Raw genomic sequence first — 19241 nt, 5'->3', positions numbered from 1 at the left:
GATGCGGGCCAGGCGGGAGTTCGCTTGATGCGTCGACCGTGTCATCCGACGGATGAGCGCCGCTCTCTTTCCGGCGGATAAGCAAAGCAAGAAACGCAAAGAGATTGAAATGACTAAAAGCTAGAAATCCCGCCGCGCCCTGTCAAGGGACGTTTCGTTGACGGCACGGCGCTAGCTACTTCCCTTACAAAGACGTGGCAGCGATGCCGGGGCTGCGGGTAGACTGTGGCGTCGGCGGCTTTGTCCAGGATTCGTCCGCCGTTGCCCAACCCGAACCATGACTCGATCCAAAGCCGCTTTCACGCCCGACCCCATTCGCCATGCACTCTCCGAGCCCTCGATGAGCGAGCCGCAATATCACGCGCTCGTCGATGCGATCGAGGACTGCGCCATCTTCATGCTCGACCTGAACGGCCGCATCACGAGCTGGAACAAGGGCGCGCGCAAAATCAAGGGCTACGAGGCGCACGAGATCATCGGGCAGCATCTGTCGCGCTTCTACACTGCGGAATCGGTGGCGCGCGGCTGGCCGGAGTACGAGCTGAAGCAGGCGTATGCGACGGGCCGCTTCGAGGACGAAGGCTGGCGCGTGCGCAAGGACGGCTCGCTTTTCTGGGCCAATGTGGTCATCACGGCGGCGCGCAATACGAAGGGCGACATCATCGGCTACGCGAAATACACGCGCGATCTCACCGCGAAGCGCGCCGAGGAAGACAAGCTGCGGCTGTCGGAAGAACGCTTCCGGCTGCTGGTCGAAAGCGTGAGCGACTACGCGATCTTCATGCTCGATACAAACGGCCACATCGCGAGCTGGAACACGGGCGCAATGCGCATCAAGGGTTATAAGCCATCGGAAATTCTCGGCAAGCATTTTTCGACGTTCTATTGCCCCGAGGATCTCGACGCCAATCTTCCCGAAATCGAATTGCAGACGGCGATCCGCACAGGGCGCGTCGAGAACGAGGGCTGGCGCGTGCGCAAGGACGGCTCGCTCTTCTGGGCGAACGTCGTGATCACGGCCGTCTACGACGAGCATCGCGTGCTGCGCGGCTTCGCGAAAGTCACGCGCGACATGAGCGAAAGAAAGCGTCTCGAACAGCTCGAAGTCTCGTCGCGGCGCATCAGCGAGTTTCTCGCGACGCTCGCGCACGAACTGCGCAATCCACTCGCGCCGGTGCGCAACGCGGTCGGCGTGATGCAGATGGAAGCGGACGTGCCGGAGCGCATCGCGGCCTGCCGCGACATCATCGACCGGCAGACATCGCATCTCGGGCGGCTCGTCGACGATCTGCTCGACATGGGCCGCATCACCACCGGCAAGATCGATCTGCGCATGACGCGCGTGGAAGTGAGCGACATCGTCGCGCGCAGCCTCGAACTCGTGCATCCGTTCACGGACGAGCGCGCGCAGCGCGTCGTGACGATGCTGCCGTCCGAGCCGGTCATCGTCATGGGGGACTGCACGCGGCTCGTGCAGGTCGTGCAGAACCTGCTCAACAACGCGTCGAAGTTTTCGCCGCGCGCGAGCACGATCACGATCGAAGTCGAATGCGAGGCGGCCGCGCTGCTGATCAAAGTGATCGACGAAGGACGCGGCATCTCGCAGAAGGGCCTCGCGTCCATCTTCGATCTGTTCGTGCAGGAAGATCACTATCTCAATCCGGGCGAGGCCGGGCTCGGCATCGGGCTTACGCTGTGCCGCTCGATCGTCGAGATGCACGGCGGCTCGATCAGCGCGGCAAGCGGCGGCCCGAATCGGGGCAGCACCTTTACCGTGCGCCTGCCCTATGCGTCCGATCACGATGCGCCGCGGCCGCATCGCGTGCTCGCGCAGAGTGCGGCGCAGGCGGCGGGCAGCGGCTTGCGCATCGTGGTCATCGACGACAATCAGGATTCCGCCGACAGCCTCGCGATGCTGCTGCAGATGAAGGGACACGACGTGCGCATCGCCTATCACGGCAAGGAAGGGCTCGACGTGATACGGCATTTTCCGCCGGAAGTGGTGCTGCTCGATCTCGCATTGCCCGACCTGGACGGCTACGCGGTGCTGCGGACCTTGCGCTCGCAACGGCTGCTGGGCGGCGCGACCGTCATCGCGATGACGGGCTTCGGACAGGACAGCGACAAGGAACGCTCCGCGCAGGCGGGCTTCGATGCGCATCTGGTGAAACCGGTGGATTTCGACGTGCTGGACCGGTTGCTGGAGAAAGCGGCGCAGCGGTGAGCCGCGCTCGCCGCGCGCGATTCTTCGATGTCCGAACGGTCGCGCCTCTTCGCTGACCGTTCATCTCGTAATACGCCGTATTGTCAACAACTGTCACTCGCCAGCGCAGGGTCAACGCATGCAGGCAGCGCGCCGTTAGCCGCACTGACGCAACGTCGCGTCCGATTCATTCTGGAAGAAAACAGTTTTCATGAAAATCAAACTCGCTGCCTTCGCAATCGTCTGCCTGACTTTCGCCGCCGCTGCATCCGCCCACAAAGCCGAACATCATGATGAACGCTGGCATCATGATGCGGGGCATCACCAGATGGAACATCGGGATGCTGGCCGTCCGCAGATGGAGCATCGCGAAGCGGGCCGTCCGCAAATGGAATATCACGATGCTGGCCGTCCGCAACCGGAGTACCGAAATGCGGGCATGCCGCATGACCACACGATCGCCGCGCATTGAAGCATCTCTGGCCGAAGGCGCGCGCTGCGCGTAGCGTCAGCCGGTCAGCGCGTGCGTGTCGCCGAGCACGCACGCGCAACGCTCAACGCTCAAGCCCGCACGAGCCGCAACGGAAACACGACGCGCGACGCGATCAGCCCGAGCGCCCCGCCGAGCAACGTCTCCCACGCGCGCGCGGTCAGGAGTTCCAGCGAATGCACACCGCTCGCCGCGAGCGTCACGATAAGCACGAAGGCGAACGCCCCGCACGCGATGTCGTAGCGCTCGGGCAGCGCCATCGCGTAGACGATCATCGCGAACGCGGACAAGGCCCAGACGACGAGCGGCCAATGCTCCGCGAGCGGCAGACACACGATGCCGATCGGCACGCCGACGAGCGTCCCGTAGATGCGCCGCCGCACGCGCTCGGCCGTGCCGACCGCCGACGTCGCCACGACATACACGCACGCCGTGATCGCCCACGCGGATTCCGCCAGCCCGAACAATCGGTTCAACGCCACGACGACGAGCGCGCCGCACGCCGCCTGCAGGCCCATTGCGAACGCGGGCGAGATCGCGTATCGCCCGTAAGCGGGCTCGGACGCGAGCGCCGGCAACACCGCCGGATGCTCCGCCGGTCCGCTCAGCACGCGCGGCACGATGGACGCGAGCATGCCGATCGGCAGCGCGAGCAGGATCGCCCATGCATCGCCGGGGCGCAGATCCATCCCGTAAGCGAGCAACTGGCCGATATAAAGCTGCGAGCCGATGCCCGCGCCGATCACCCCGAAGCGCTTCAGATAGCCCGCGAGGAACGCGCCCGACACGAGAATCAGCTCCGCGCCGCCACGTCCGAAGCCGCGCAGCATCGGCGCGAAAAACGTGAACGCGAGCGCGCCGAACGCGGCCGCGATGCACAACACGGCGAGATCGCGGCTCGACGCGAGGCGCGTCGCGCGCGCCTCGGACACGCTCGCCCACAACGCGAAGCCGCCCGCGAGCGCGCCCACCGACACGCCCGCCGGCACGCTCTGCGTCACGTCCTGCAACGTGCCGAGCGCCGCCGCGAGGCCGTACGCGGTGACGAGCCGCAGACCCTTGATGCGCCGATGCGTGCCCGGATCGATCCGGTCGAGCCACGCGAGCGCCGCATTCACGCGTTGTGCGCCCGCATCCACGCGACGCGGCTTCGCGCCGCCGATGTGCTGGTCGTCGTCCATTGGCATATCCCTGGGGAAACGGACCTGCCACGCATTCTAGGCCGCGCCGCCTCCGCGTGCGCGTTTGACGGCCGGGCCTGGCGCACCGCGCTCCGCCGCCGCGACGATACAGCCGGCAAGACGCGCCGCCGCGTCCGGCTCGTCGTTCTTTACGCGGCGCACACGCTCGACGAGCCCTATCTCGCGATGAAACGTATCGTCGCCCAGATCGAGCGCCACTGCGCCGCGCGGCCACGGTCCGATGCCGTCCGACACCGGCACGAGCGCCACGCCCAGTCCGCGTGCGACCAGTTGCGCGATGCCCGGCAGTTCGTCGACTTCGATCGAATCGCGTACCGCGATGCGGCGGCGCGCCAGAAACGCGTCCACTTGCCGGCCGCCGAACGAACGACGGTCATAGCGGATAAACGGCTCCGATTCGATCAGTTCGCGCCAGTCCGCGCCTTTTTTCGAGGCGGGCGCGAGGAGCACGAACGGCTCCGCCGAGAGTGTGCGCCAGCGCAGTTCGGCGGGCATCGAGAACGGCGGACGGATGATGACGGCCATGTCGATCTCGCCGGCATCGACGCCCGCGAGCAGATTGAGCGACACGCCCGGCACGAGGCGGATGCGCCACGCGGGCAGCGCGCGCCTGAACGCGCCGATGGCATCGGGCAAAAGCGCCGCATGCGCCGACGCGATCGCGCCCACCGACAGCGAGCCGCCGCGCCCGTGCTCGTCTTCCGGCGACGCGAGGCGCGCGTACAGCGCGATCAGTTCGTCGGCGAGTTCGAGCGTGCGCCGGCCCGCCTTGTTGAGCGTCGCCGAGCGGCCGGTGCGGTCGAACAGCGCGACGCCCAGATGCGCTTCGAGACGCTGCATCTGCGCGCTCACGGCCGATTGCGTGAGGCCGATGTGTGCGCCCGCGCCTGAGAACGTGCCGTAACGCGCCACCGCGATGAAAGTGCGAAGTTCGCGAAGCATGTCGATTCATCGAAAATATTGGAGCTGACTCCCGCAATATATCGTTTTTCAACATATTTATTCATCAATACACTGTGGTTCCGGTTCCCACACGTCGAAGAAAGGATTGATCGCCATGAGCACGACTCAGCACGCCATGCCGCCGTTTCACCTCGCGTTCCCCGTTCACAGCCTCGCCGCCGCGCGCGAGTTCTATGGCGAGCTGCTCGGCTGCCCGGAAGGCCGCAGTTCCGACGCCTGGGTGGATTTCGATTTCTACGGCCATCAGATCGTCGCGCATCTCGCGCCGGACGAATGCGGACATCGCACGACGAGCGCCGTCGATGGCGACGCGGTGCCGGTGCGCCACTTCGGCGCCGTGCTGTCGATTCCGCAATGGGAAGCGCTCGCCGCGAAACTGCGCGCGGCGGGCACGCGCTTCATCATCGAGCCGCACGTGCGCTTCAAGGGCGAAGTCGGCGAACAGGCGACGATGTTCTTCCTCGATCCGTCGGGCAATGCGGTCGAGATCAAGGCGTTCGCGGATATGTCGTCGCTGTTCGCGAAATGAAAAACGGGACGCCGCGGCGTCCCGTTTTTTCGATGCTCTGGCGCTTTACTGACCCGAGCCGCTCGCGCTGACCGGCGCGCCCGGGCCGCTCGGCGTCGCGGTGCCGCTCGGCTGATTGGACGGGCCCGAGTTCATCGTGCTCTTGTGCATTTTCTTCGAATGCGTCGAATGCGTCGACCTGTGCGCGGGCTGCGTGGTTTGCGCATTGTCGCCGGCTTGCAGGCCCGTGTTCGAGCTCGGCGGATTGTCCTGCGCGAAAGCGGAAGACGCGCAGATGAGAGCGAATGCGCCGGCTGCGGCGGAGAGGGCGAATCGTTTCATATCGGAAGCTCCTGTTTGGCGGATTGCAAAATGCGATGCTCGTGGCTTGTTCTGCCTGCTGGCCGCCACGATGACGCGGCGGCCGGTTCGCCTCTGTCAATCAGCACACGACATGCCACGGTCTGACGATTCGCCGACGTTGGCGCCGTGCAGCGTCAGGTTTTAAACACCGCGACGGCGCGCTTCAGTTCCTCGGCCTGCACGGCGAGCGCGGCAGCGGCCGCCGTTGCCTGCTCGACGAGCGCGGCGTTCTGCTGCGTGACCGCGTCCATCTGCGTGATCGCGACGCCGACCTGCTCGATGCCCTGCGTCTGCTGCGTCGATGCCGATGAAATCTCGTTCATGATGTCCGACACGCGCGCGACCGACATGAGAATCTGCTTCATCGTGTCACCGGATTGCTGGGCGAGGTCCTGCCCCGCCGTGACGTTCGTCACCGATTCGTCGATGAGCGTCTTCACGTCTTTCGCCGCCGCCGCGCAACGCTGCGCGAGCGCGCGCACTTCCGATGCCACCACCGCGAAACCGCGTCCGTGCTCGCCCGCGCGCGCCGCTTCGACCGCCGCGTTCAACGCGAGAATGTTGGTCTGGAACGCGATGCCTTCGATCACGCCGATGATGTCGACGATCTTCTCCGAACTGCCCGCGATGCGATCCATCGTCGCGACGACGCCGAGCACGACGCCGCTGCCGCTCTCCACCGTCGACGATGCGCTCGCCGCCAGTTGACACGCCTCGCCCGCGTTGTCGGAATTGAGGCGCACGGTCGACGTGAGCTCTTCCATGCTGGATGCCGTTTCCGCGAGCGACGCCGCCTGCTCTTCGGTGCGCGACGAGAGATCGTGATGACCGTCCGCGATTTCGCGCGACGCCGCCGTGATGCCGTCCGCGACGAGCTTGATCTGGGCGATGGTCTGCGTGAGACGCGACTGCATCGCGTGCATCGAATGCATGAGGCTCGATTCGTCGCCGCGCTGCACTTGCACGGTCTGCGCGAGATCGCCCGCCGCGATGCGCTGGCAGACGATGGCCGCATCGCGCGGATCGCCGCCGATGCTCTTCAGCACGCCGCGGATGATGAGCGTCATCGCGAAGGTCAGCGCCGCGCCGATCACGCCGATCAGCAGCAGCGACTTGAACACGATTGCATGGAAGGCGGCGTCGATATCGTCGATATACGCGCCCGTGTAGACGTGCCAGTCCCATTCGCGCACGTAGTCGCCGTAAGTGAGCTTCGGCAGCGGCTCGGTCTCGCCCGGCTTCGGATAAAGATAGGTCGTGACGTGCGAACCGTCGAGACCGTGCTTCACGATTTCGCCGGTGAAATGCTTGCCGGTGCTATCGACGAAATCGTTGATCTTGTTTTCCGTATCGGGGCGCACGGGGTTCAGGATCTGGAACATCTTCGAATCGAGAATGCCGACATAACCGCTCGTGCCATAGCGGATCGCGCGCACGCTCGCGATGGCGAGCTTCTTCGCCTCTTCCTCGGGCAGCGCGCCGCTTTGCGCCTGCTTCACGTAGAACCGGACGACGCTCGTCGCCGATTGCACCTGTTCGGCGAGCGCGCCTTCACGGTTGTTCATCAGCGAATGTTTCGTGGATATCGCGTTGAGCGTGCACAGAAGGATCAGACTGAGCCATACGAAGCCCACGGTGCTCATGAGCTTGGTCTTGAAGGAAAGTTTATTCACGATCTGGTTGGAGAGGCCGATGGATGCGCCGGGGCAGGCGCTCGCTTTGCGGCTTCCGATCGCGGATGGTTTTACGTTTGCGTATGGGTTTGCGACGCGGGCGCGTGAACGAAAGCTGCTTGCAATTTAACGGCAGAGGCTTCGCGTTCTTTAGATACGCGATGAAGCGCGAAATGGTCCGTGGACGGCTCGAAGATCGACGAAAAGCGGTGCGCTGCGCTCAAGGTTAGCAGCGCGATCGCGGGAAACGCCAGCGGGAGGCCGCGCACTTCATCGCCGAAGCCGAAGCATGCGTAGAGCGGAACGAGCGGCAGGAACGCCGCCAGGAGATATCGGCGATAGCGCCGCGATGCCGATTTCCACGCCTCGCGGAAGAAAACATAGAGCGGAATCGATATCAGCGGATTCTGAAGACTGGGCGTGAAGACGCCCTTGGCGACGAGATTGTAGAAACTGAGATATGAGCCTGGCTTCATCCAGAAGCGCAGATTGTCGAGAATGTGCACTTCGACGAAACCGCCCGCGTTGTGGGCGTAGCCGCTCATCACGTATAGGCGCCCGGCCACGCAGCACGCGAGTTGCAGCACGAGCCAGCCGATGCGGAGCGGCATCGCGACGCCCTGGTCGTGCAGGAAAAACAGCGCGACGGGCACGAGGAAGAACGTCTCCTTATTGAACGACGCCGCCGCGATGAACACCGTGCACACGATCATCCGCCGCTTCAAAAAGAAGTACAACGCGCCGAATGCGCCGAGCATCTCCGCGAAGTCGTAGAAGTAGCCGCCTTGCTGGAACGTGAGCGGATAGATCAGGCTGAATGCCGCCATGAACGTCAGCGCCGCGCCGAATCGATAGTCGTGCATCCGTGCGAGGCTGTACACGATCAGCAGGATGAAGATCGTCGAGAGCACGCTCGCGAGATACAGCAAGTGATAGGCGATTGCGGTAACGGGCGTCCAGTAGGCATCTGGCACACCGCTGAAATAGGCATTGCGCAACGAGTCGTACTTTCTGATCGACCGGAAGAGCTTGTCCCGGACGGACGGCTCGATCATCTCGGCCGCGTGCTTCGCAGCCTTCGCGAGCGTGGAGCGATACACGTAGGGGCGCGGCGCCGTCCCGTTCATCATGCCGACAAGACTGAAGGTCTGATCGTAGTGATCGACTCGCTGCGTGTCGCGGAAGCCATACTTCAGCAACACGCTGTTGGTCACGTTGCCCGCGCAGATGAGCAACATCACGAAGACGATGCAAAACCTGCAGAAACCGAGGAGTTTGTACTTGTTGGAGACTTTCATTCGACACACCGACATCGCCAGACGGCGGGCGAAAATCGGAAAGTCGATGTTGCCGCCCGCAACCGGGAAAAATCGGGAATTGTCGATCCTGTACAGCCACACAAACAGACAGAGAAATCTTAAATGCGGGCGAAGCCGCGTAAATGGAAACGCCCCGCGCAACCAAACTCACGCGGGGCGTCACGACCATCATCGTGCAATCAATGCCCGAGCGGCTCCGTCGCCTTGAGATCGCTCGTCATCGCCGTTTGCGGATGCGCCGCCTGCTTGATGAGCAGCGCGATCGCCGAGATGATGCCCGCCACGGCGATCGTCGCGAAAATGCCGCCGAACGTGAAATGCCGGCGCGTCAGTTCGGCAACCAGGAACGATCCCGCGATACCGCCGAAGCGCCCGATGCCCAGCATCCACGCGACGCCCGTGCCGCGCCCTTGCGTCGGGTAGAACGCGGCGGCGAGCGCCGGCATCGACGATTGCGCCGTGTTCATCAGCACGCCCGCAAGGAACACGACCAGCACCAGCATGCCGACGTTGCCCGCCGCCTGCCCGATCAGATACACGCTCACCGCCGTCAGCGCATAGCACGCCGCGATGATGCGGTTCGCGTTGAACTTGTCCATCAGCACGCCGCACAGCACCGCGCCCACGCCGCCGAGCGGGAACAGCGCCGAAATGAGCGTCGCCTTCTGCGGCGGCAAGCCGGATTCCTTCAGCAGGATCGGCATCCAGTTGATCGACGCGTAGAAGATCACGAGGCCCATGAAGTACGTGAGCCACAGCATGATCGAGCCGACGAGGTACGAGCGCGACAGCACCACGCTCATGCCGCTCTGCCCCGTCGCGGCAGGCGCGGCTTCGGTCATGAAGAACGAGCCAGCGTTCATCGCATCGGACGAAATGCGCGCGAGCGTCGCGCGAATCTTCTCGACCGGCTTCGACTTCGCCACCATGTAGCGCACCGATTCCGGCAACGTGACGATCAGCAGCACCGACAAAACCAGCGGCGCGATGCCGCCCAGCATCAGCACGCTGCGCCAGCCGAACTGCGGAATCATCCACGCCGCGAGAAAGCCGCCGAAAGCAGCGCCGAGCGGAAAGCCGCAGAACATCAGGTTGATGAGCGTCGCGCGGCGGTTGTCGGGGCAGAACTCGCTCATCATCGTGACCGCGTTCGGCATCGCGGCGCCGAGGCCTAAGCCGGTGATGAAGCGCAGTGTCGTCAGTTGCGTTATGTCGGCCGAGAACGCCGACGCGAGACACGCGACGCCGAAGATCAGCACCGACGACAGCAGCATCGCGCGCCGGCCGAGCTTGTCCGACAGCGGCCCGGACAGCAACGCGCCCGCCGCGAGCCCAAAGAGCGCCGCGCTCAACACGGGCGCGAGCGCCGGACGGCTGATGTGCCATTCGGCGACGAGCGAAGGCGCGATGAAGCCGATCGCGGCGGTATCGAAACCGTCCAGCAGGACGATCACGAAGCACATCACGAAGATGAGCCACTGAAACGGCGAGAACGGATGTTCGTTGATGAACGTCTGTACGTTCACGGCAGGACTTCTACTCACTTCATTCCCTCTTCCAAAAGTGGACGCGCCACAACAATCGGTCGAAATGTTCGCGGTGCGAACACCGATTCACATAGCGAACTCGCCGTGAGGGTACTGAAGAAGCTTGCGCTTCGTCAACGCGGGCTTACCCGCGTATGACGAAGCGCCGGGAATGAAGGCGAATGTTCAGGCCACGCGCCGTCCCGCGCGGTACGTCTCGCGCGGCACCTGAACGCCGTCCACTGACGCGACGCGCACGAAATCCGCGCGCAGGCCCGTGCCGATCGCGCCGCGATCCGCGAGTCCCGCCGCATGCGCCGGCGCCCACGACACGGTCGCGACCGCGCGCGGCAGCGTCCAGCCCGCCTTCGCAACGAGATCGAACACGGCGATCAGGAGGCTCGACGGCACGTAATCCGACGACAGGATATCGAGCAGCCCTTCGCGCGCCAGTTCGAGCGCGGACACGTTGCCCGAATGAGAGCCGCCGCGCACCACGTTCGGCGCGCCCATGATCGTCGCGATGCCGTGCGCGCGCGCGGCGCGGGCGGCGTCGAGCGTGGTCGGGAATTCGGCGAGCGCGATGCCGTCGCGCGCCGCTTCCTCGACGTGCTCGACGAGCGTGTCGTCGTGGCTCGCGAGCGACACGTTCAAGCCCTTGCAACGCGCGACGATTTCCGCGCGATGCCTGGCCGCATAGCGCGCCTGATGCTCCGCGAGTTCGGCGAGGATCTTGTTTGTGTGCTCGTCGCTCCACTTGCCGTGGCGCTCCTGATATTTGCGCCACTTCTCGTGGTCCTGCCATTGACGCTGGCCTGGCGTGTGATCCATCACCGAGGCAAGCCTGAAGAGCGGATCGGACGAAAGCGAATCGAACACTTCGACGACATCCGTCGTGCCCACTTCGCAACGCAGATGCAGAAAGTGATCGGCGCGCAGCAGACCGCGCTCGACGAACTTGCCGATCGACCTCGCGCATTGCACCTGAAGCTCGCGGCCGCGCACGCCGTCTTCGGGACGCGAGCCCACGCCCAGCGCATCGAATACGGTCGTGATGCCCGCCGACGCCACTTGCGCGTCATGCACGATGATCGCCGCTTCGTGATTCCACAGCACGCCGGGACGCGGCGCGAGATGCTTCTCGATGTTGTCCGTATGCAGTTCGACGAAACCGGGCAGCAGATAATCGCCGTCCCAGTCCTCTGCTTCGCGTGCCGACGTATTGCCCGGCGCGATCTCCGCGATGCGTCCGTCCTCGACACGCACGGTGCCCGTGAAGTCCTCGTCGCGCGTCACGATGCGCGCATTCTTGATCAGCATGTCTGCAACACTCCGTAATCGTTCAGTACGGTGGCGGCGGCCGGCGCGAGCCGCACGATGCGGGTCGCGACGCGCTCGCGCGTGTCTTCGTCGTGGAAGATGCCGACGATCGCCGCGCCCGCTTCGCGCGCCTCGACGATCAGATCGGCGACCACGTCGCGGTTTTCCGCATCGAGGGATGCAGTGGGTTCGTCGAGCAGCAAGAGCGGATGCGCCGCGATCAGCCCGCGCGCGATGTTCACGCGCTGCTGCTCGCCGCCCGAGAACGTCGCGGGCGCAAGCGTCCACAGACGCCGCGGGACGTTGAGACGTTCGAGCAAAACGCTCGCACGTTCGCGCGCTTCGCCTTCATCGACGCCGCGCGACACGAGCGGCTCCGCGACGAGATCGAGCGAAGCGACACGCGGTATCGCGCGCAGGAACTGGCTCACGTAACCCATGGTCGTGTTGCGCAAACGGATGATGTCGTGCGGCGCGGCTTCGGTCAGCATCGTGTGACGCGAGGGCTTGCCGTCGTCGCGAATCGCGATGGTGCCGCGCGTTGCAAGGTAGTTGCCGTACATGCAGCGCAGGAACGTGCTCTTGCCCGCGCCCGATGCACCCGCGAGCACGACGCATTCGCCGCGGTCCACATCGAGCGATACGCCCGACAGCGCCGCGATACGCGCGCCGCCTTGCTGATGCAGCGTGAACGTCTTTTCAATGCCGCGTGCCTGCAGCATCAGCTTGTCGTTGGTGAGGAAGGAATCGTTGGTCATCGGTCGAACCTCAAACGGGCAGCACGGACGCAACGAGCGTCTGCGTATAAGGATGTTGCGGATCGTCGAGCACCTGATCCGTGAGGCCGCTTTCGACGACGCGTCCGTCCTTCATCACCATCAGCCGATGCGCGAGCAGCCGCGCCACGCCGATGTCATGCGTGACGATCACCGCAGCGAGATGCAGCTTGCTCGTGAGCGTGCGCAGCAAGTCGAGCAGGCGCGCCTGCACGGAGACATCGAGGCCGGCGGTCGGCTCGTCCATGAACACGATGCGCGGCCCCGTCACCAGATTACGCGCGATCTGCAGGCGCTGTTGCATGCCGCCCGAGAACGCGCAAGGCAATTCGTCGATGCGCGCGGCATCGAGTTCGACGCGGCTCATCCAGTCCGCAGCGGTCTCGCGCAGACGGCCATAGTGACGCGCGCCGATCGCCATCAGCGGTTCGCCGATGTTCGCGCCCGCCGATACGTTGCGGCGCAATCCATCGCGCGCGTTCTGATGCACGAAGCCCCATTCGGTACGTGACAGCAGGCGCTTGCGCGGCTCGGCGAGCGTCAGCAGATCGAGTGCTTCGCCATCGCGCGTCGTGTAGGTGAGCGCGCCGCCGTCGATGTCGCTGCGCAATGCGAGCGCGTTCAGCAAGGTCGACTTGCCCGATCCCGATTCGCCGACGATGCACAGCACTTCGCCTGGATGAACGTCGAGATCGACATCGATGCAGCCGCCGCGTCCGCCGTAACGCTTCGTGAGGCGCGTCGCTTTCAGCAGTGCGTTCATTGCGTCACCTCGCCGTCGCGGCGGCTATGACAGTAGTCGCTGTCGGAGCAGACGAACATGCGCGTGCCCTGATCGTCGACGATCATCTCGTCGAGAAAGCTCTCGTGCGATCCGCACAGCGCGCATGCATGTTCCCACTTCTGCACGCTGAACGGATGATCCTCGAAGTCGAGACTCTTCACTTTCGTATAAGGCGGAATCGCATAGATGCGCCGTTCGCGGCCCGCGCCGAAAAGCTGCAACGCAGGATTCATGTGCATCTTCGGATTGTCGAACTTCGGGATCGGCGAAGGCGAAGTCAGATAGCGGTCGTTGACCATCACCGGATAATCGTAGGTCGTCGCGATGCTGCCGTGCTGCACGATATCCTCATAATATTTCACGTTGATGAGCCCGTAGTCCGCGAGCGCATGCAGCTTTCTGCATTCGGTCACGCGCGGTTCGAGGCGAAAGAGCGGCTCGGGCATCGGCACCTGATAGACGATGATCTGCTTGTCCGTCAATGGCGTCTCCGGAATGCGGTGACGCGTCTGCACGATGCTCGCATCGGCGGTGCGTGTGGTGGTCGCCACGCCCGCCGTGCGCGCGAAGAATCGTCGGATGTTCACCGCGTTGGTGGTTTCGTCGGAGCCTTGATCGATGACCTTGAGCGTATCGCTCGCGCCGATGATCGCCGACGTCACCTGCAAGCCGCCCGTGCCCCATCCATATGGCAGCGGCATTTCGCGCGATGCGAACGACACCTGATAGCCCGGCACGGCGACCGCCTTGAGCAACGCGCGGCGGATCATGCGCTTGGTCTGCTCGTCGAGGTACGCGAAGTTATAGCCTTCGGTGAGGGCGTTCATGCCGCATGCTCCTTGTTGCCGTCCGAAGCGTGCGCGGCACGCAGACGGCGCAGCAGTTCCAGCTCGGATTGAAAGTCGACGTAATGCGGCAGTTTCAGATGTTGCACGAAGCCCGACGCTTCCACGTTGTCGCTGTGATACAGCACGAACTCGGGATCTTGCGTCGGCGAACCGATCGACTCGCCGAGTTCTTCCGCACGCAAAGCGCGATCGACGAGCGCCATCGCCATTGCCTTGCGCTCCGAATGACCGAAGGCGAGACCGTAGCCTTGCGTGAACGTCGGCGGCACGTCGCCGCTGCCCGCGAACTGGTTGATCATCTGACACTCGGTGATGTCGATATCGCCGATCTCGACCGCGAAGCCGAGTTCGTCGATCATCATCTCGACCGCTACTTCCCCGTGACGAATCTCGCCCGCGAACGGATGACTGTGCGCGTAACCGCGCTGCGTCGCATAGCCGACCGCGAGCAGAAAGCCCTCGTCGCCGCGCGCGAGGTTTTGCAGGCGCGTGGAACGATCGGCGGGAAACGCAAGCGGCTCGCGTGAGAGATCGCCCGGTTCCGGCGCGTTCTCGTGCGCACGTTCCTGTTCGATCAGTCCTTCCTTGTCGAGCATCGACAACACGCGCGGCATCGTGCTTCCGTGCGGCGCTTTCGATGCGATGGTCTCATCGCTAACCTGTTCGCCTTCGGCAAGCAACGTGAAATCGAGCAGACGTTGTGTGTAATCGTACGTGCCGCCCAGCATCTGTCCGCCGGGAATGTCCTTGAAGGCCGCCGAGATGCGGCGCTCCACGCACATCGCTTCGGTATCGATCGGCAGCGTGTAGCCGAAGCGCGGCAATGTCGTGCGATAAGCGCGCAGCAGGAAGATCGCCTCGACGAGATCGCCCGCTGCCTGCTTGATCGCGAGCGCGGCGAGGTCTTCGTCGTAGACCGAGCCTTCGGTCATCACGCGCGCGACGGCAAGACGCATCTGTTCGCGAATCTGCGCGACGGACAACTCGGGCACGGAGACATCGCCGCGACGCTGCTTCGCGAGCACGTCCCATGAACGTTCGATGGCGCGTTCACCACCTTTGACCGCGACGTACATCAGTTCACCTCCACATGCGTCGTGCGCGGCAGGCCGACGAGCGCGCCGCCCGCGACGAAGTAGCAATCGATGCCGCAAGGAAAGAGCGCGGTAAGCGCGGCGCGTTGCCGCCAGAATTCATGCGACAGCCCCGCAATGCCGACGCTGCGCGATTGCGCAATGCCCGGTCCGCTCCACGCGAGGGGCTCGCCTTCGGTCAGCGACGGCACGCGGATAAAGAGCGTTGCGGAAAGCTCGGGCGATTCGGGCTCGCCGTGCGAGAACGCATCGAGCGAAGACATGTTGCGCGCATCGTCGATATAGGCGAACGCAGCTTCATGGCGATCGCGCGTCAAGGGCGCGCTCGCATGAAAGCGCAGCGCGTCGCCAAGCACGTTGTCTTCACGTTCGATGAACACCGGCGTCGAATAGTCCGTCAGCGCGAGCAGCGACGCGAAGGCGGCGAGCGGCACGCGTCCGGCGAGGCCATCGCGCATCGCGTGGTTATCGGGCAGCGCGGCATCGATCGCGACGATGCTGCCGGGACGCGACAGCGCATCGAGCAATGCACGGAACACGCGTTGCGCGTCGTGGACCGTGTCGTTGAAGCCGGGCACGAGCGTGGTCATGTCGATTCGCATCATTCGCCTCTCACCATCGTGAAGAATTCGACCTTCGTCGCAGCCGCCTGCGTTTCCTTGCGACGCCTTTCATCCGCGATGCGCGCGGCCAGCGGCTCGACGAGCCGCTTCTGCAACATGTCCGCGAAACGCGGCATTTGCAGAAGCGCGTCCGCGAGCGCGGCGATCGTTGCGCGTTCCTTGTCGCGGCCCATGTGCACCGCGATGCCGACCGGCGCGCTGCCGTCGTCGGTACGCAAGCGCAGCGTCGCGCGCGTGACGGTCGTTTCGCCGAGATTGAACGCATCGCCCGTGCCGCCGATGCGCCCGCGCACCATCGCGAGCCCGATGTCAGGCGCGCGCAGCCACTCGTAGCCGGGCACCGTCGCGCCGTCGAGCGCGGCGTCCAGCGCGTGTTTCAGCGCGTCGCGCGGCGTGCGCGCGAGCACCGCCATCCATTCGCGACGGCTCCGCGCTTCACGCGGCTCCATTGAAGTACTCATCGCTTTCCCTATGTTCTGAAGGAATCCGGTGTCCGATATGCTACTCGTGGTCTTATCTAGTCGTCTAGACGTTTGGTGGTGTAGCGTTGCTTTCACATTTCCATCACGAGTTGCGCACTACAATCCGGAAGAACGATATTCAAACCGACAGGAATGACAGCGCAATGACATCGAATGAAAATGCGGCGCCTGGGGTTGCCGTCGAGCGCGGCGCGGGGGTCGCGGTGTGGCGGCAGATCGAACAGATACTCGCCGCCGAGATCGCGGCGAAGAGCTTCGGCGAAGAAGGACGCCTGCCGAGCGAGGCGGAACTCGCCAGGCGCTTCGACGTGAACCGTCATACGGTTCGCCGCGCGATGCTGCGGCTCGCTGCAACAGGCCTGGTGAGCGTCGAGCAAGGGCGCGGCACGTTCGTGCAGCCCGGCGCGATCGACTACCAGATCGGGCGGCGCACGCGCTTCACCGAAAATCTGCGCCGCCAGAAGCATACGTCGGCAGGCGTCGTGTTGAGCTCGGAGCGCGTGAAGGCCGATCCGGCCGTGGCGAAGGCGCTCGGCGTGCGCGCAGGCACGCTCGTCTATCAGATCGAAACGCGCCACGACTCCGACGGCATCCCGATGACCTACGCGCGCAACTGGTATCCGGCCGCGCGCTTCAGCGAACTGCCTGCGGCCATCGAAGCGGCGGGCGGCGTCAGCGCGGCGCTCGAGACCTTCGGCGTAAAGGATTACATGCGCAAGTGGAGTCGCATCGGCAGCGTGCTGCCTTCGTCGGATGTGGCGCGGCGCCTGCAGATCAACCGGCAGCAGCCGGTGCTGTGGGTCGAGAACGTCGATGTCGACGAGGACGGCCTGCCGATCAAATACGGCATCACGCATTTCGCGGCGGATCGCGTGCAGCTGATGGTCGAGCACGATCGATGAGCGCCGCCGTTCATCCGCGCGTGGCGCTCTACTACGCGCCGCCCGCCGCGTCCGCATGGTGGCGCGAAGGTTGCGGCTGGCTCGGGCGCGATCCCGAGAACGGACGCGAAAGCGCGACGCCCGCGCATGCCGTGACGCACGCGCCGCGTCGTTATGGCTGGCACGCGACGCTCGTCGCGCCGTTTCACATGGCGCCCGGCGTCGAACTCTCGGACGTGCTCGCGTGCGCGCGTGCATGGGCCGGTTCGGTCTCGCGCTTCGACATGCCGGTCAAAGCCGACGTGCTCGGCCGTTTCGTCGCGCTGCGCCCGGCCGCATCGAGCGACGACGCCGCCCTTCGCGAACTGGCCGCAGGCGCACTGAACGCGCTCTGCGCGCTGCGTACGATGCCATCGCGGGAGAGCATCGAGCGGCGCATCGTGGATGGCATGAGCGCGCGGCAGATCGAATTGCTGCGCGCATGGGGCTATCCGTATGTCCTCGACGAATATCGCTTTCACATGACGCTTTCCGATTCACTCGACGATGCGAACGCGCGTGCGTCGATCGTGTCGGACTGGAATGCACGCATCGATGCGCTCGGCCCGTTGCCCGTGCACGGCGCGGCGCTGTTCATCGAACCGGAGCCGGGCGCGCCGTTCACGCTGTGGCAGCGCCTGCCGTTCAACAACGCACAGGATGTGGCATGACCGAAGTCGATAGCACGAAACTCATCTACGTAATGGGACCATCGGGCGCGGGCAAGGACTCGCTGCTCGGCTTCGCGCGCGAACGCGTCGGCGCGCAGGTACTGTTCGCGCATCGCTACATCACGCGCGCGGTCGCCGATGGCGAGAACCATATCGCGCTTTCGCATGACGAATTCGCATCGCGCCTGTCATTCGGCCTCTTCGCGATGCATTGGGACAGTCTGGGGCTGCGCTATGGCATCGGCATCGAACTGGATGCGTGGCTCGCGCGCGGCAGGCCCGTCGTCGTGAACGGGTCGCGGCAGCACGCGGAACTCGCACTCGCACGTTATCCCGATGCGCGCTTCGTGCATATCGGTGCGACGCCCTCGGTGCTCGCCGCGCGCCTCGCGCGTCGTGGACGCGAAGACGCGCGGCAGATCGAAGCACGCCTCGCGCGCCGGCCGGCGTTCGAACTGCCATCGCACGCGCATGTCGTGAACATCGACAACTCCGGCATGCTCGCCGATGCCGGCACGCAGTTCCTCGACGTACTCACGCTCACGCAGCGCGCCTGAATCCTCCCTGCGCCGCGCCCGATCCGGGGCGCGGACTCGCCTTCTTTTCCAGTCTACGCGTAAACCCCTAGTTGCAAGCATATTTTCGTTCGCCGACACTTCGCAAACCGATTTGCATCTGATACTCAAACGCAAATTAATTTGCACCAACTTCGACAAGGGGTCGAACATGAAACTCGCCGCAAAATTCGCCGTGGCTGCCGTCGCCGCGCTTTCGTTCGTCAGTGGCGCGGCGCGCGCCGACACGCTGCTCGTCGCGTGCGATACCGCGTTCGTGCCTTTCGAATTCAAGCAGGGCAACGAGTACGTGGGCTTCGACATCGACTTGTGGAAGGAGATCGCGAAGGACCTGAAGCTCGACTACAAACTTCAGCCGATGGACTTCAGCGGCATTTTGCCCGCGCTGCAAACACATAACGTCGATGTCGCGCTGGCCGGCATCACGATCAAGGACGAGCGCAAGAAGGTCATCGATTTCTCCGACGGCTACTACGACAGCGGCTTCACGCTGATGGTGCCCACGGACAGCGCGATCAAGGGACCGGACGACCTCAAGGGCAAGTCGCTCGCGGTCAAGACGGGCACGTCCTCGTTCGACTATGCGAAGGCCAACTTCAAGAACACGGACCTGCGCGCGTTCCCGAACATCGACAATGCGTATCTCGAACTCGCGACCGGCCGTGTCGATGCCGCGATGCACGACACGCCGAACGTCCTCTACTACATCCACACGGCGGGCAAGTCGCGCGTGAAGGCGGTCGGCCCGCAGATGATGGCGCAGCAATACGGCATCGCGTTCCCGAAGGGCAGCCCGCTCGTCGCGAAAGTGAACGCCGAGCTCGCGAAGATCAAGGCCGATGGCCGCTATGCGGCGATCTACAAAAAATGGTTCGGCGTCGAGCCGGCGAAGTCCTGACAC

At 64.4% G+C, this 19241-nt stretch carries 20 protein-coding genes; 6 read left to right on the top strand and 14 right to left on the bottom strand.

The features are described from left to right. Positions 1-340 precede the first annotated feature (340 nt). Complete coding sequence (locus AWB77_RS14390; RefSeq protein WP_208601520.1) at positions 341-2224, top strand: PAS domain-containing hybrid sensor histidine kinase/response regulator; 1884 nt, start codon at positions 341-343, stop codon at positions 2222-2224. A gap of 166 nt (positions 2225-2390) precedes the next feature. Here the strand turns inward: AWB77_RS14390 and AWB77_RS35800 are convergent, their stop codons facing one another. The 3 genes from AWB77_RS35800 to AWB77_RS14375 form a co-directional block, all read right to left on the bottom strand. Next, positions 2391-2672: a hypothetical protein gene (locus tag AWB77_RS35800; protein WP_157694811.1), complete on the bottom strand. Its 282-nt coding sequence runs from the start codon at positions 2670-2672 to the stop codon at positions 2391-2393. Positions 2673-2764: 92 nt separating this feature from the next. Then, positions 2765-3874, bottom strand: a complete 1110-nt coding sequence (locus AWB77_RS14380; protein WP_061135094.1) for an FUSC family protein — start codon at positions 3872-3874, stop codon at positions 2765-2767. Between the two features lie 36 nt (positions 3875-3910). Then, positions 3911-4837, bottom strand: coding sequence for a LysR family transcriptional regulator (locus AWB77_RS14375; protein ID WP_061135093.1), 927 nt, complete (start codon positions 4835-4837; stop codon positions 3911-3913). A 115-nt stretch (positions 4838-4952) separates the two neighbouring features. Between AWB77_RS14375 and AWB77_RS14370 the strand changes: the two genes are divergently transcribed. Further along, positions 4953-5387: a VOC family protein gene (locus AWB77_RS14370; RefSeq protein WP_061135092.1), complete on the top strand. Its 435-nt coding sequence runs from the start codon at positions 4953-4955 to the stop codon at positions 5385-5387. Between the two features lie 45 nt (positions 5388-5432). On the opposite strand, the gene AWB77_RS14365 is transcribed toward AWB77_RS14370, so the two are convergent. The 11 genes from AWB77_RS14365 to phnG all read right to left on the bottom strand — a co-directional run bounded on the left by AWB77_RS14365 (position 5433) and on the right by phnG (position 16153). Continuing rightward, positions 5433-5708: a hypothetical protein gene (locus tag AWB77_RS14365; RefSeq protein ID WP_061135091.1), complete on the bottom strand. Its 276-nt coding sequence runs from the start codon at positions 5706-5708 to the stop codon at positions 5433-5435. Between the two features lie 155 nt (positions 5709-5863). Next, positions 5864-7402, bottom strand: coding sequence for a methyl-accepting chemotaxis protein (locus AWB77_RS37200; protein ID WP_061135090.1), 1539 nt, complete (start codon positions 7400-7402; stop codon positions 5864-5866). A 71-nt stretch (positions 7403-7473) separates the two neighbouring features. Continuing rightward, positions 7474-8700 carry a hypothetical protein gene (locus AWB77_RS14355; RefSeq protein WP_061135156.1) on the bottom strand — a complete coding sequence of 409 codons (1227 nt, stop codon included), beginning with the start codon at positions 8698-8700 and terminating at the stop codon, positions 7474-7476. Positions 8701-8900: 200 nt separating this feature from the next. Then, on the bottom strand, positions 8901-10265 hold the full coding sequence (locus tag AWB77_RS14350) for an MFS transporter (RefSeq protein WP_061135089.1): 1365 nt from the start codon (positions 10263-10265) through the stop codon (positions 8901-8903). 168 nt (positions 10266-10433) lie between these two features. Then, the gene (locus AWB77_RS14345; RefSeq protein WP_061135088.1) at positions 10434-11567 is read right to left on the bottom strand and encodes an alpha-D-ribose 1-methylphosphonate 5-triphosphate diphosphatase; all 1134 of its coding nucleotides are present in this window, start codon (positions 11565-11567) and stop codon (positions 10434-10436) included. Further along, positions 11561-12325 carry a phosphonate C-P lyase system protein PhnL gene (phnL, locus tag AWB77_RS14340; RefSeq protein ID WP_061135087.1) on the bottom strand — a complete coding sequence of 255 codons (765 nt, stop codon included), beginning with the start codon at positions 12323-12325 and terminating at the stop codon, positions 11561-11563. The genes AWB77_RS14345 and phnL overlap by 7 nt, the downstream gene beginning before the upstream one ends. 10 nt (positions 12326-12335) lie before the next feature. Further along, complete coding sequence (gene phnK, locus AWB77_RS14335; RefSeq protein ID WP_061135086.1) at positions 12336-13106, bottom strand: phosphonate C-P lyase system protein PhnK; 771 nt, start codon at positions 13104-13106, stop codon at positions 12336-12338. After that, complete coding sequence (locus AWB77_RS14330) at positions 13103-13954, bottom strand: alpha-D-ribose 1-methylphosphonate 5-phosphate C-P-lyase PhnJ (RefSeq protein ID WP_061135085.1); 852 nt, start codon at positions 13952-13954, stop codon at positions 13103-13105. The genes phnK and AWB77_RS14330 overlap by 4 nt, the downstream gene beginning before the upstream one ends. After that, positions 13951-15051, bottom strand: a complete 1101-nt coding sequence (locus AWB77_RS14325; RefSeq protein ID WP_061135084.1) for a carbon-phosphorus lyase complex subunit — start codon at positions 15049-15051, stop codon at positions 13951-13953. Before AWB77_RS14325 ends, AWB77_RS14330 begins: the two co-directional genes overlap by 4 nt. After that, complete coding sequence (gene phnH, locus AWB77_RS14320) at positions 15051-15674, bottom strand: phosphonate C-P lyase system protein PhnH (protein WP_061135083.1); 624 nt, start codon at positions 15672-15674, stop codon at positions 15051-15053. Before phnH ends, AWB77_RS14325 begins: the two co-directional genes overlap by 1 nt. Further along, a complete protein-coding gene (gene phnG, locus AWB77_RS14315; RefSeq protein ID WP_061135082.1) occupies positions 15671-16153 on the bottom strand; it encodes a phosphonate C-P lyase system protein PhnG in 483 nt (160 codons plus the stop codon). Before phnG ends, phnH begins: the two co-directional genes overlap by 4 nt. A gap of 164 nt (positions 16154-16317) precedes the next feature. Here phnG and phnF point away from each other — a divergent pair, with 164 nt between their 5' ends. The 4 genes from phnF (at position 16318) to glnH (ending at position 19238) form a co-directional block, all read left to right on the top strand. Then, entirely contained in the window at positions 16318-17076 is a 759-nt protein-coding gene (gene phnF / locus AWB77_RS14310) for a phosphonate metabolism transcriptional regulator PhnF (RefSeq protein ID WP_061135081.1), read from the top strand. Continuing rightward, a complete protein-coding gene (locus tag AWB77_RS14305; protein WP_061135080.1) occupies positions 17073-17765 on the top strand; it encodes a DUF1045 domain-containing protein in 693 nt (230 codons plus the stop codon). The genes phnF and AWB77_RS14305 overlap by 4 nt, the downstream gene beginning before the upstream one ends. Then, positions 17762-18322 (top strand): phosphonate metabolism protein/1,5-bisphosphokinase (PRPP-forming) PhnN, encoded by a 561-nt coding sequence (phnN, locus tag AWB77_RS14300; RefSeq protein ID WP_061135079.1) that lies wholly within the window; start codon positions 17762-17764, stop codon positions 18320-18322. The genes AWB77_RS14305 and phnN overlap by 4 nt, the downstream gene beginning before the upstream one ends. 169 nt (positions 18323-18491) lie before the next feature. Continuing rightward, the gene (gene glnH, locus AWB77_RS14295; RefSeq protein WP_061135078.1) at positions 18492-19238 is read left to right on the top strand and encodes a glutamine ABC transporter substrate-binding protein GlnH; all 747 of its coding nucleotides are present in this window, start codon (positions 18492-18494) and stop codon (positions 19236-19238) included. The last annotated feature ends 3 nt before the right edge of the window (positions 19239-19241 follow it).

The sequence above is a fragment of the Caballeronia fortuita genome (assembly GCF_001544835.2).
GTDB lineage: Bacteria > Pseudomonadota > Gammaproteobacteria > Burkholderiales > Burkholderiaceae > Caballeronia > Caballeronia fortuita.
The sequence above is the reverse complement of the archived record's forward strand: the minus strand, read 5'-3'. Positions and strand labels throughout refer to the sequence as shown.